This window comes from Polynucleobacter sp. MWH-S4W17 (assembly GCF_018687535.1).
Classification (GTDB): Bacteria; Pseudomonadota; Gammaproteobacteria; order Burkholderiales; family Burkholderiaceae; genus Polynucleobacter.
This window is the reverse complement of sequence record NZ_CP061295.1, coordinates 1610591-1622824: the sequence shown is the minus strand read 5'-3', so window position 1 is coordinate 1622824 and position 12234 is coordinate 1610591. Positions and strand designations below refer to the sequence as shown.

Annotated in this window: 17 protein-coding genes; 7 read left to right on the top strand and 10 right to left on the bottom strand. The window is 43.4% G+C overall.

The genetic code is table 11. From position 1 onward, the window contains the following. The 3 genes from senB to C2755_RS08130 all read right to left on the bottom strand — a co-directional run bounded on the left by senB (position 1) and on the right by C2755_RS08130 (position 2519). Entirely contained in the window at positions 1-957 is a 957-nt protein-coding gene (senB, locus tag C2755_RS08140) for a selenoneine biosynthesis selenosugar synthase SenB (protein WP_215320758.1), read from the bottom strand. A 163-nt stretch (positions 958-1120) separates the two neighbouring features. Next, complete coding sequence (locus tag C2755_RS08135; RefSeq protein ID WP_215320756.1) at positions 1121-1792, bottom strand: DsbA family oxidoreductase; 672 nt, start codon at positions 1790-1792, stop codon at positions 1121-1123. Between the two features lie 31 nt (positions 1793-1823). Continuing rightward, positions 1824-2519: an SDR family NAD(P)-dependent oxidoreductase gene (locus tag C2755_RS08130; protein ID WP_215320755.1), complete on the bottom strand. Its 696-nt coding sequence runs from the start codon at positions 2517-2519 to the stop codon at positions 1824-1826. 141 nt (positions 2520-2660) lie between these two features. Between C2755_RS08130 and C2755_RS08125 the strand changes: the two genes are divergently transcribed. After that, positions 2661-3356 (top strand): cupin domain-containing protein, encoded by a 696-nt coding sequence (locus C2755_RS08125; protein ID WP_215320753.1) that lies wholly within the window; start codon positions 2661-2663, stop codon positions 3354-3356. A gap of 36 nt (positions 3357-3392) precedes the next feature. Here the strand turns inward: C2755_RS08125 and C2755_RS08120 are convergent, their stop codons facing one another. The 3 genes from C2755_RS08120 to C2755_RS08110 are packed head-to-tail and all read right to left on the bottom strand — an operon-like array spanning position 3393 to position 5419. Further along, a complete protein-coding gene (locus C2755_RS08120; protein ID WP_215320752.1) occupies positions 3393-3779 on the bottom strand; it encodes a dihydroneopterin aldolase in 387 nt (128 codons plus the stop codon). 10 nt (positions 3780-3789) lie between these two features. After that, entirely contained in the window at positions 3790-4800 is a 1011-nt protein-coding gene (locus C2755_RS08115) for an NAD(P)/FAD-dependent oxidoreductase (RefSeq protein WP_215320750.1), read from the bottom strand. Further along, positions 4790-5419 (bottom strand): alpha-ketoglutarate-dependent dioxygenase AlkB, encoded by a 630-nt coding sequence (locus C2755_RS08110; RefSeq protein ID WP_215320749.1) that lies wholly within the window; start codon positions 5417-5419, stop codon positions 4790-4792. Before C2755_RS08110 ends, C2755_RS08115 begins: the two co-directional genes overlap by 11 nt. A gap of 80 nt (positions 5420-5499) precedes the next feature. On the opposite strand from C2755_RS08110, the gene C2755_RS08105 reads away from it, so the two are divergent. Beyond that, on the top strand, positions 5500-5679 hold the full coding sequence (locus C2755_RS08105; protein WP_215320747.1) for a hypothetical protein: 180 nt from the start codon (positions 5500-5502) through the stop codon (positions 5677-5679). A 12-nt stretch (positions 5680-5691) separates the two neighbouring features. On the opposite strand, the gene C2755_RS08100 is transcribed toward C2755_RS08105, so the two are convergent. The 3 genes from C2755_RS08100 to C2755_RS08090 are packed head-to-tail and all read right to left on the bottom strand — an operon-like array spanning position 5692 to position 7594. Then, entirely contained in the window at positions 5692-6069 is a 378-nt protein-coding gene (locus C2755_RS08100; protein ID WP_215320746.1) for a DUF4149 domain-containing protein, read from the bottom strand. An 18-nt stretch (positions 6070-6087) separates the two neighbouring features. After that, on the bottom strand, positions 6088-6948 hold the full coding sequence (locus C2755_RS08095) for an oxygenase MpaB family protein (RefSeq protein ID WP_215320744.1): 861 nt from the start codon (positions 6946-6948) through the stop codon (positions 6088-6090). 4 nt (positions 6949-6952) lie between these two features. Further along, on the bottom strand, positions 6953-7594 hold the full coding sequence (locus tag C2755_RS08090) for an LON peptidase substrate-binding domain-containing protein (protein WP_215320743.1): 642 nt from the start codon (positions 7592-7594) through the stop codon (positions 6953-6955). A gap of 133 nt (positions 7595-7727) precedes the next feature. Here C2755_RS08090 and C2755_RS08085 point away from each other — a divergent pair, with 133 nt between their 5' ends. Next, positions 7728-7877, top strand: coding sequence for a hypothetical protein (locus C2755_RS08085; RefSeq protein WP_215320741.1), 150 nt, complete (start codon positions 7728-7730; stop codon positions 7875-7877). Between the two features lie 33 nt (positions 7878-7910). Beyond that, complete coding sequence (locus tag C2755_RS08080; RefSeq protein WP_215320740.1) at positions 7911-8339, top strand: DUF2244 domain-containing protein; 429 nt, start codon at positions 7911-7913, stop codon at positions 8337-8339. Here the strand turns inward: C2755_RS08080 and C2755_RS08075 are convergent. Then, positions 8331-8822: a DUF4149 domain-containing protein gene (locus C2755_RS08075; protein ID WP_215320738.1), complete on the bottom strand. Its 492-nt coding sequence runs from the start codon at positions 8820-8822 to the stop codon at positions 8331-8333. The two genes, C2755_RS08080 and C2755_RS08075, sit on opposite strands and share 9 nt — an antisense overlap. Before the next feature lie 89 nt (positions 8823-8911). Here C2755_RS08075 and C2755_RS08070 point away from each other — a divergent pair, with 89 nt between their 5' ends. Genes C2755_RS08070 through C2755_RS08060 form a run of 3 tightly spaced genes read left to right on the top strand, consistent with a single transcriptional unit; the run spans position 8912 to position 12173 of the window. Beyond that, positions 8912-9499, top strand: coding sequence for an Rrf2 family transcriptional regulator (locus C2755_RS08070; protein ID WP_215320737.1), 588 nt, complete (start codon positions 8912-8914; stop codon positions 9497-9499). Positions 9500-9519: 20 nt separating this feature from the next. Further along, a complete protein-coding gene (locus C2755_RS08065; RefSeq protein ID WP_215320735.1) occupies positions 9520-10923 on the top strand; it encodes an exonuclease domain-containing protein in 1404 nt (467 codons plus the stop codon). After that, the gene (locus C2755_RS08060; RefSeq protein WP_215320733.1) at positions 10920-12173 is read left to right on the top strand and encodes a DASH family cryptochrome; all 1254 of its coding nucleotides are present in this window, start codon (positions 10920-10922) and stop codon (positions 12171-12173) included. Before C2755_RS08065 ends, C2755_RS08060 begins: the two co-directional genes overlap by 4 nt. Positions 12174-12234 lie beyond the last annotated feature (61 nt).

Sequence of the window (12234 nt, the reverse complement as noted above, 5' to 3'; positions counted from 1 at the left end):
TTATTTAATCAGGCTTTTAATGAGCTTTTGAATCGATTTTTGCTCTAATTCTGATTTGGTGATCTTCTGTCGCAAGGCAATCGCCCTGCACAATTTTTCATAAAAGGCTGGATTGGTTTCAGCCTTGGTTAGTAGTTTGCTTAAAGCAACTTTATCGCCTACTGGATAGTAGGCGGGGTAGGCATCTCCCAGTAAGCCTCGATTACCTGGAATGTCTGATGCAATTACTGGGATGCCAATAGCAATAGCTTCAGACACCACATGGGCGCCACCTTCCATAATGCTGGAGATGATCATCACGTGTGAGCGAGAGAGCCACTGCAGTGTTTTAGAGTGACTCAGTTGACCTAACCATCGATAACGCATAACGTTTTTTTCAGTAGAGAGTGCTTGCTTTTTAAATTCCGGACTCATTGCCTTACCGAGTTGCACTAGCTGAATCTTGCTGTTTGAAGGCAAGTGGGACAGACATTGCGCAGCACAAAAGGGATCTTTTTCAGACCGCAGATGGCCAATGATGCTGGCTAAAAAATGACGTTTTGGTGGCGGCTTTCTAGTGATGCCTTTTACTGACTGGTAAATCACTTGGACTTTATGATGAAATTTCTTAGGTAAGGATTGAATGGCATCTGGTTGAAGAACCACAATCGCATCAGCCATCTCCATTGACTTGATAACTTTAGTGGAGTTTTTTAGGTCTCGGTAGATGTCCGTTCCAGTCATGATTAATATGACTGGATAATTGGGATAGGCTTTTTTATACCTTTGAATAGAGTCATGACTTCGTAGTCCATGTAGTGCAATCAGAACATCACATGGCTTTTTAGACCATTGCTCTGTAATAGCGCTTTGGTAATTGAGGTGCGACAAGAATTGATGCCACCGTAAAGCAGTAATACGGTTTCCGTGAAGGGTGCCAGGGGGTGCGGGCGTTACGATTTCAATACGTAATTTCAAGTCAATAAATCCGAGTTTGCCTAGGTTTAAATGTAATGTACTAGGTGATTCTAGGGTAGATAGTAAAGATGCGTATGAAGCGAATCCATTGCCATGATTTATGCCTGTGGGTATAAGAATCTGGAGGTTCGCTAACCCGATTAGAGATATAGATGAACATCAATTATGTTTTTGCTAAAGCTGCTTTGGTGATTAACTGTTCAAATGCATTTATGAAGGACTCGGAAGGTAGGGCCCCTTGCAAAAGATATTGATCGTTAAGAATGATTGAGGGCACGGAGCTTATGCCGGCATTTATATAAAAAGCCTCTGCCTCACGAACTTCTTTAGTAAATTCACCGTTTTTGAGCATCTCTTGAGCTCTATATATATCGAGACCAGATCGACTTACTGCATCTAATAAATTTTTCTGATCATCCAAATTAACTGCTAAGCAAAAGTAAGTGTTTAACAATTCTGTTTTTAGAATCGTTTGCTTCTCAAGCCCAAACTCTATGCCCGCCCAATGCAAAAGACGATGCGCATCAAATGTGTTGTAAACCCGCTTGCGACCTTCCGGATGAAACTCAAATCCAGCTTCTGAGGCTTTGATTCGAATGTTGGATTGGTTGGCTTTGACCTGTGCAGCAGTTAAACCATACTTTTCAGTAAGATGTTCAATCGCATCTTGACCACCTAAGGGCATATTTGGATTGAGTTCAAAGGGTTGAAAGTGCACTTCAAAATTCACTTTATCGCTTAATTGCGAGATTGCCTGATTGAGATTTCCTAGGCCTACAGCACACCATGGGCAAGCAACATCCGATACATAATCTATTTTGATCTTTTTTTTCATAAGGTTTATTCCACGTAAGCCTATATATTTTTTACCAAGGCAGCTTTTCACCTGAGTATGTTAGAAAGCTCCCTGAATCTTCCTTATTTACGTTCGCAAGGACATTGAACATATCAGTTACAGCCTCTAGAGGATCCTTGCCGATTTGCTGACCACGAAAAGGTTGTGACAGTCCAGATTTGACGGTGCCAGGATGAAGGGCAATCAACGCAGTATTGGGCTTAGTTCTTGTGAACTCGATTGATGCTGTTTTGATAATCATATTGAGTGCGGCTTTTGAGGCTCTGTAGCTATACCAACCACCTAGTCGATTATCTTCAATACTGCCAACCTTGGCAGATAGTGTCGCCATCACGCTATGTTTTGGGTCCAAGAGTTTAGAGAAGTACTTAATTGTTAATGCTGGACCAATAGTGTTGGTGTTGAACATTTCCGTTAATTGGGCCGGATTCAAATCATCCAATTTCTTTTCTGGCATCCATTGTTCCGAGTGCAGCGCTCCAATTGTATTGATGATTAATTGAAATGGTCCTGACTCAGCCAGACTGTTTGCACAAGCCTCAATAGTCTCTGGATGATGGTAGTCAATAGCATTGGGAGAATTACGATGTATACCGATCACTTTGGAGCAAGATGGATTGCTTTCTAGGAGTCTCACAAAATGCGATCCAATAGTGCCCGAGGCCCCAATGATGAGGGCATTAAATAGATTGGGAAGTAGGCTCATACAGTTTTTTTAAGGGCGTTAAATCAATTTAGTCTATCAAAGACTTTATCTCAGAATGGTTCTGAGCGTACGCTCCTGCCTTAGTTTCTTAAGCAGATACTCTATTTGCTTGTTATGCTTCGGTATGTTTGAACATGCGAGATGTACCAAGTGAATATCAATTCTGATTACAGCCAACGAGTCGTCATTAACCACCATGATTTGCCTTGGGTCTCCAGTCCTGAGCCAGGAGTTGAGCGGCGCATGCTTGACCGCATAGGGGATGAGGTGGCAAAAGCAACCTCTATTGTGCGCTATCAACCTGGAACGCAATTTAAAACCCACACTCATGAATTCGGTGAGGAGATCTTGGTTTTAGATGGGGTGTTTAGCGATGAGACTGGTGACTATCCTGCTGGCACTTATCTGATGAATCCCCCAGGGTCTTCTCATGCGCCTTTCAGTAAAACTGGCTGTACGCTTTTTGTGAAATTGCGACATCTCGGCCCAGATCAGGTCGCGAGAGAGGTAATTGACACTAAAACTGCCCCTTGGTATCAAGGTATGGTGCCAGGGTTAAATGTGATGCCGCTGATGCAGCAAGGTAGTGGTTCAACTTTGGTTCGTTGGGCACCGCAAACCTATTTCAATCCCCATAAGCATTACGGTGGTGAGGAAATCTTTGTAGTGGATGGGGTATTTGAAGATGAGCATGGACGATATCCCGCCGGTTCATGGATCAGAAGTCCTCATATGAGCTTGCATCAACCTTTTAGTAAAGAGGGCTGCACTATCTTTGTGAAAACTGGGCATCTTTTGGATGGTGATGATGGCAAGCAGGGCGCCTACTATCGCTGATAAATACTGCAACGGTAATTTATCAATAAATAAGATTTAGCTTCTTAATTGTAATAAAGCTCCCTGATCAAGACTTAGTCTAACGCCAAGCGAGCCCGAATTATTATGAACGGGAGATTTTCTGAGGCTGATGTCTAGTGATTGAATTTGTGAATAGCTAGCACAGGCTTCAGTGATTCTACTCATCAGTCTTTCCTGGGTTTCATAATGACCATCACTAGCTAGCCTCGTAATCTCAAGTACGAGAGGGTCGTAATCAAAGACCTTGCTCATCTTATCCTCAGAAATCAACACGAGATTCGGGTCAATCCAAAGCGTGAGATCCAATAAATGATTATCAGGGATGATGTCACCAGTTTTATATGTGCCAATCTGAGTTTGTAGTTTTAGATCTCGTAATTCGATGGATGCCTTACGCGACATAGTGTGATCCTTATAGGTTCGTTTCTGCGAAATTATTCATTGCATTTGCTAATTTGTAACCACTTAACCACGCTCCCTCAACTCTGCCACCATTAAGCCAATCGCCACATAGGCTAAGCTTGTTAGTTTCATTCAGAATAAATCCCATTTCTGTATTGATTGCTCCGCTTGCGTAACGCCAGCGATGGATAGAAATTTCAGCATTCTGGCAATTGAGTCCAAGCTTTTTTGCGGACTCTAGAATGAGCTTTCTAGCCTCCTCTTTATCTAGCTCAATCCATTGCTGACTCCATTGGGGGTTTGCATGTATTGTCCAGGTCTCGTGGCCAGTACGTCCAGGTTTGGAATTATTTCGAGAGATCCAGCTAATGATTTCACCATTAATGAAGGCGGCATCAAATGGCATATCCACTTTTTCTGAGAACCGTGCCATCACCGTCCAGCAGCCTTGCATATTTACGCTAGAGTAAATTGTTTCAATGGAGTGGTCTACTAATTTGGTAAGAGCGTAGCTCTGAGGCGCAGGAATTGCTAATACCAAGCAATCAAAGGATTTGGTAATATCGCCATTCTCTAGGCTACGGAGAAACCATTTACCGTCTTGCTGGTAAATCTGATCGATAGTCTGATTAATCTCAAGTGAGATGGTTTTAGCTTGATATTGACCGGGTGAGTTCATGGCAGGAGCGCCCACATAACGTCGCTCACTGGAATGGCTCTCTCGCCATTGCTCACCCTCATATACAAATAAGCGTGGATTCCAGTCAGCAGCTACACCTGCCTTTATCCATGTATTGAGTGCCTCAATAAACACAGGATCTCTTGCTGTGAAATATTGGGCCCCATGATCTGCTGACCAACCCTCACCATGACGAGTGCTCATCCGACCGCTTGGCCCGCGACTCTTTTCATAAACCTGGACTTGAAAGCCTAGCGTTTGCAATCTGTCAGCGCAACTAAGGCCTGCCATACCTGCGCCAATAATAGCTACCGTGACTTTGGGTCTGGACTCATGTGGCATGAAGATTAATTTTTCTAAACGTTAAATTTATGCGAATATCTGACGCAGTTTTGGTTTTCAGTAAAGCGTGCTGCCAATGCTCTTGAATTGGTGGATGCATGATGAGGGCGCTACCATTCTCTAAATAAAGAGAAATAGTCTCTTTGTCCTTTTTATGGCGAAAGGCAAACTTGCGCTGCGCCCCAAGACTTAGCGATGCAATGGGTGATAAGGGGTCAAGCTCTTTTTCATCGTCACTATGCCAGCCCATACCATCATTTCCATCATGGTAGAGATTCAGTAGGCAAGAATTAAACTTAGCTTGTGATGCTTTCTCTAGCTTCTCTTTAATTAGGGCGAGCTCAGATGTCCAGGCTTGTGGAATCTTTTTTACCCCAGAATAGGTATAGCTGCACAGAGGATCAGCAACCCAAGCAACTTTACGCCGAGTGGTCACCAGCTTTCCAAACATCATGAGTTGTTCAGGCTCCCATTTAAGGGAGGCTTGAAGCTGTCTCATTAATGCCATGCAATCCTGTTCGGTAAAGACTTTGGGATGGTAGTGAGCACCCCCATCCTTTGGCAAAATATTCACGGCATGGTCGCTGAGGGAGGTTTCAAATAAAGGGTTTTGCATCATTTACTGCTTGCAAGATCAAGCGCTATTTTCATAAAAACCCTAGAATAGTCTTTATTTCAATTTCTTGATTAGGCTAATGTATGAAGACCCCAGACAAGCGTTGCTGTGGCTCAGGCGTATGCATCATTAATGATGCAGGTGAATGTTGGTGTGGGCAAGTTTGGGATGGCGAAAAAATGTCTGCCCCCAGTTTGAATTGGTCTATCAAGCAAGATAAGGCTGAAGAGTCAGATCCAAAAAAGCTTAAGCCTGGATCTTAGGCCCCCATCTATTTATGATGGTTGGACTAACAGATAAATAAAAGTAATCAGCTGAAATAAGTTGATGACAACGCTGGCGCCGTGCAATACATGAAAGCGACGACTTTGCCCTTGATCTTTGGCTTCGTTAATCTTTCCAGTCAAATAGAGCAAAGTAAAGGCAAAGAGTAGGGCGCAGATCGCTAGTAAGGCCTTGCTGACGCTGTCGGGCGCCGTGAAGATACAGGCGGTTGTAATTAAGCCAAGGCAGGCATAGTACTTGGGAAAAAAGTTCCGAACGTACTTGCTGGACCATTCAACGGGGAGCACCTTAAATACAGTCGGAGCTACTACGACAGTAAAGAAAAGCATGATGCCAACCATGCCTGATATTAGGTAATTAGTGATCATGATGTCTCTCTAAATAAATTATCCATAAACTCTGCGGAGTGAGTGGGCAGCCACCCCATCTTTAAGGGCCTCACGAATGGGCACTGCAATTAAATCGATACTCTTTTTCACTGCTAAACGCTCAATCAGGCTAGGGGTAGGCCTCTTGATAAAGGGGTAGACCCAATCCGGAAGATTCAGATAGCCAGCGCGAGTCATCAGTTTGATAAACGGCTTTGCAGCAAGCTTGCCAGGAAAGTTCTCGAGCAAAGCAAGGATACTTTTTGCACGCTCCCCAAAGTAAAGTTCAGGAATATAGTTTTGAATCGCAATATCTGTTTTGGCGTAAGTGATGGGTAAATTATGAGCGCCCATTCTTTCGCCAAGCGATTTCATTTCAACAAAGTATTGATCTTTGTCTTGTGAACTCAATTTCTCTTTTCGATAATCTTCGAAGGCCTGCATAAAGCTATGTGTTTCTGTGAGATGAACCCAAGCCAGTAGATGCGGGTCAGTAGCCGAATACGGTTTTCCAAATTCATCAAAGCCATTAATCTTTGCATGAATCTGATTAACCTTATTAATGATGTTGTCTGCCATCTCTGTTGATCCATAAGTAGTGGCAGCAATGAAGAAAGCCGTTCTACCAAGCCTACCTTTAAGATCCTCTCTAAAACTGGAGTGATCCCAAACTCCTGCTAAGGCCTGAGGATGAAGTGCTTGCATGATTAGTGAGCTAATGCCGCCAATCATCATTGAAATAAAGTCCGCATGTACTTTCCAGGCAATGGATTCCGGGCCAAAGAGGCCGCGATCGCCTGCTGGCGTTAGAAAAGCAATCGGTGGTCCACCGCCCCCCACCATTTCACGAATCGTTTTACGAATAAGCTCATCAAGCATGGATTTAGTGCAGCATGAGATTGCTTAAGCCATCATCTTCGATAATTTCCGTAACCAGATCAAGTCTGATTCTGGGGTTGGTTTGGGCTAGCAAATGGTTCTTTTGGGCCAGGGAGATGGGTAACAGTTCTGCAAGGCGATTTGATACCCAGCCGCAGTCATCGGTCTTGAAGGGCTTCTTAAATGGGGACTCCTCTAATAAATCTTCACTCTGAATCACTGAAATAATTTCATTCAATAATTTCACGACCTTTTGATGTTCTTCAGGGATGGGGGTAACGGGATCATTCGCTAGAAGCTCAACTTCACCAATCCACAGGCCATTAGATTCTTGTTGGCTATGAAGAAGTCTAAAGCGCTGCGTTCCTGATGACCTAGTCATATATAAGGCGGGTTGAATGGGGTCAAAATCTTCAATTAGGGCTAGAGTTCCGATTTGGGAAAAAACAAGAGGCGAATCTCCTTTGGAGTCCTGGTCTTTCATGATGCTAACAACGCCAAACTCTGTTTTTTCACGCAAGCATGTCTTAATCATGTCGAGGTAGCGTGCCTCAAAGATCTTGAGGGCAATTACGCCGTCTGGAAACAGTACGGTTCCTAGTGGGAATAGCGGTATTTTTCGAGTGGTGGAGTCTAAATTAGTCATCTAATCAATTTAATGGATTTGAATAATTTTTGCTGATGCGAATCTCGCGGTAAATCCCCCCCAGTTTTAATCTGCGCTCAGCAATAAATGCGTTTTCCGTTTACATTTGATGTTCACCAATCAGAGGTAAAAAATGGTCCAAAAACTACGCATCAAACTCGCTCGCTGGATTCTGGGTAAGCATTGCCCTTGTTATCAAATGGGGTATCACTCCATGGTGGATTTTCAACAAAGAAGCGCCGACCAGTTAGCTAAATCTCAAGAGCGTAGTAAAGGCCAATAGGCTCTCACTAGTTATTTCCAGAACTACATCAATATGAAGCGCTGGCAAATGCGCAGAAACTGCGCGCTGACTCCTAAGCAGCTCCTCAAATTCTATATTGTTCTAGTTTGTCTCTCGCTGACAGTCGCAACTGGGTTCTTCTTAGCGGGAGTATGGGTCATTCCCATTTTTACAGCCTTAGAGCTTTTTGCAGTAACAGTCGGATTTCTAATCTACTGTAGACATGCGTTAGATTGTGAAACGATTGAGATTGATGGCAAACGTCTTTTGGTCAAAAAATTCATTGGCTACAAAGAGACTGTGTATGAACTGAATACGCAGTGGGCCAAAATTGAAATGCCCTCGGAAGGGTCAAAGGTCTTTCACATAAGCCAATCAAGCTTACGTATAGAGCTGGGTCAGTTTCTAAGACCAGAGCAGCAGATACCCTTGATTGCTGTGATTCGAGCGCATCTAGGTTGATTCTGATTTAGTCAGGCGCCATGCCACCAGGATGCCGGCAATGATCTGCGTTAACAGCAGCATCAGCACTAAGATATTCAATATCTGAAAGTAGTTGGCAAACGGCGAGAGCATGACCGGCATGCCATCCATTAGCGCTGTTTCCCTCAAGTAATCCATGCGCGGTATGAGAAGAAAGCTTACCACTGCAACTGCCATCATCAGTATTAGTAAAGGTAGGCGGATATTCTTAAGTGGAGACGAACCCCTTTTAATGAGAATGTTGGCAATGCTTAAGATTGCGAACGCACATCCTAAAAAGTAGTAGGAAAGTTGCTGAACTACTATGTGCGCCACCATACCCGCAGCTTGTGAATCACTAATTGATAAATAAGCCGCTAGGCAGCTTATGGCTTGAGAAATGAATCCGCCGGCCAGAATGCAGGCTAGAAAGCGAAGTAGCCGATGGGTAAGGGGATGCTGGGGTCTAGTTATTTCAACCATAAGTTAGATAGGGTTAATTAATGCGCTGCAGCACACTTTTCGGATCAGTTTCATACTAGCCTCAATCTAACTTTTATGCAGAAACTCCCATGGAAGTCACCAAAGCAGTCAGGGTAGCTCTAAATACCCTCGTAGATATTGCAAGCCATTCATCTAATGGGCAGCTTGTCCCTGCTCCAGAGATAGCAAAAAGACAGCATATATCAGTCAGTCGTATCGAACTTTTGCTGCGTCCACTAAGGGAGTCGGGTCTTGTGACTGCAGTTAGAGGTCGGGCAGGCGGGTATCAGCTTTCAAAGGATCCTAGAATTATTACCATCAAGGATATCGTTCTAGCAATGAACCTAATTAAGAAGAAAAAAGTAGAGGTATCGGATATTGCTAAAGAGCTCTATCAATCACTTGAAACCTACATGATGAGCTGCATCTCTAATGTGACGCTAGCCTCCGCTATCAAAGATTACATTCCACGCTTTAGTGAGGTTCAAACTGCGCCGGAGCGAAAGCCATACTTGCTAATAGAAAAGCAAGCCAACCCTAGTTACGAAAAAAAGAAAAAAGGCGAAACTCAAAAGGTTGTTAAAACAAGCTTTAAAAAAATTGAGGATGTGCCTCGCGGGCCAAACTCTATTTTTAGTTTTGCTGACTATCTGAATAGAGGTTCATCTGCAAGCTAAATGGAATTAACATTTATAGCGTGAACAGTCAGCGTAGCCCTTACCCAGATTTAGCTTTTGTAGATATTGAAACCACAGGGTCTCATTTCGATCGTGACCGCATTACTGAAATTGGAATTAAAACCCTGGCGGGTAATCAGGTTCAGATGTGGGAAAAGTTGATTGATCCTCAAACCTATATCCCACAAAATATTCAAAGACTGACTGGCATTTCTCCATCAATGGTCCAAGGGCGGCCTTGTTTTCCTGAGTTGGCTGAAGATTTAAAAAAAGAGCTTGAGGGAAAAATATTTGTCGCTCATAACGCTCGCTTTGATTATGGTTTTATCAAGGCCTCTTTTAAGAGGGTTGGCATTGACTTTAAGCCTAAAGTTTTATGTACCGTAAAGCTATCTCGATTACTTTTCCCAGATCAGCCACGTCATAACCTCGACACCATCATTAGTACGCATGGACTGAAGGTAAGTGCTAGACATCGTGCACTAGGGGATGCTGATTTATTGCTTCAATTTTGGCGTGTGTGTGAGTCAAAGTTTGGGCAAGAAAAGTTAAATGAGGCGATAAACCAACTCATTGGCAATGCTAGTCTTCCCCCTAACATAGACCAGGGTGTAATTGACTCCATACCCGATGGCCCAGGTTGCTATATCTTTTATGGAGAAAATAAGACCCCTCTTTATGTTGGCAAAAGTATTTCCTTGCGGAGCAGGGTGATGGGGCATTTTCAGGGTGCTTTAACGCAACGTAAAGAAATGAAACTTTCTTTGCAGGTTCGCGATATTGATTGGATCGAGACGAGTGGAGAGTTAGGCGCTTTAATTCTTGAGTCGAGATTGATAAAAGAGCGTATGCCTTCTCTGAATATTAAGCTACGTAGATCAAAGGATCTTTGTGCCTGGAGCTTAGAGGAGGATGTTAGTGGTGTTCTGACACCTTCTTTAGTAACTCATCATCATTTGGCTCCTGGTTTGCAAGATAATTTATACGGCTTGTTCTATAGCAAGCGAGAGGCGCATGCTTATTTAAAGGCATTGGCAAAAAAACACCATTTATGCGAAGCCTTGCTTGGCTTGGAGAAGCGTATTGAGGGTAAATCTTGCTTTGGCTATCAAGTAAAGCAATGCAGTGGAACCTGCATCAACATTACCCCTATCGCCTTACATAATTTACAGTTAAAAACAGCCATGGACCTCTTTAAGGTTCAGGTTTGGCCATATTCTGGAGCCATTGCCATTAAAGAGGGTGGCGAGATGATTGTGGTCGATAAATGGTGCTATTTGGGCACTGCCATTAATCAGGATGAGCTTTATGAGTTGGCACAGTCGGGTGAAGTGGAGTTTGATCTCGACATCTATAAGATAGTCAAAAAGGCGCTATCGGGTGCCTATAGAAATCAAGTGATTCGGATTGGTGTAGATAAATGACAACTGCAATCTATTGGTTTAGAAATGATCTCCGCCTGGCGGATAACCCATCATTTTTACAGGCGTGTAAGTCAGCAGATCATCTGCTACCAGTCTATATTCATCAGCCCAACTTAGAGCAAGATACTGCATGGGGATTTCCGAGGGTAGGGGAGCATCGTCGGGTATTTTTGGATCAATCTCTTCAGGAATTGCGCAGTCAGCTACGAGAACTGGGATCGGACCTATATGAGGTCACCGGTGATGTCTTGCATGTATTTGAGAAATTAAAAGCTCAGACTCAAGCAGATGGTATTTATTGTGAGCAAATTCAAGCGCCTGAAGAGTTGGAGCAAGTGGCGCTATTAAGTGGTGCTGGTTTTAGGGTGAATCCAGTATGGCAATCTAGTATGTTGGATGCTCAATCCTTACCATTTCCATTGCAAGAGATGCCAGATGTCTTTACTCAATTTCGTCAGCAAGTTGAAAAGAGAGGTTTAAGATTTTCTGCCCCTGTTGATTCTCCCAAGAGCATTCCTTCATTACCTGCTATCGAAATACCCCCTATTAATGCATTTGACAGTAACACTACATTTAGTGGCAGTAAGTTTCGAGGCGGGGAGCGGAGTGCTCATACCCATATCCAGCAGTATTTTGAGCGACGTCTTCCTGATACCTACAGGCAAACACGTAATGAGCTGATTGGTATAGATTACTCCAGCAAATTCTCTCTATGGCTAGCGCAAGGTTGTTGCTCTGCGGGTTCTATTGCAAAGCAATTAGCGGATTATGAATCTTGCCATGGAGCAAATGATGGAACTTACTGGTTTTGGTTTGAATTACTCTGGAGAGACTACTTCCGGTTTTTGCATTTCAAGTATGACAAAAGACTCTATCACTCCAAAGGTTTAAGTAAATTACCTGGCAACCAGTTCGATAGTGAAAAATTCATCAAATGGTCATCTGGTACTACTGGGGAATCACTGATAGATGCTGGCATGCGTGAATTGAAAAAAACGGGCTATCTATCCAATCGTATGCGTCAAATTGTGGCGAGCTATTGGATTTATGACATGAGGGGTGATTGGCAGGCGGGTTGTGCCTGGTTTGAATATCAATTGATTGACTATGATGTTTATAGCAATCAAGGCAACTGGTTATATATTGCTGGCAAAGGCACGGATCCCAGGGGAGGCAGACCTTTTAATGTTGCCAAGCAAACCCAAGATCATGATCGGGATGGCATATATCGCCAAATGTGGCTGACTTAGCTTTTAAGACATTCTGCAGATGGCGTTGGGATGGATAATGGTGTTCACAACATTTTTTTCG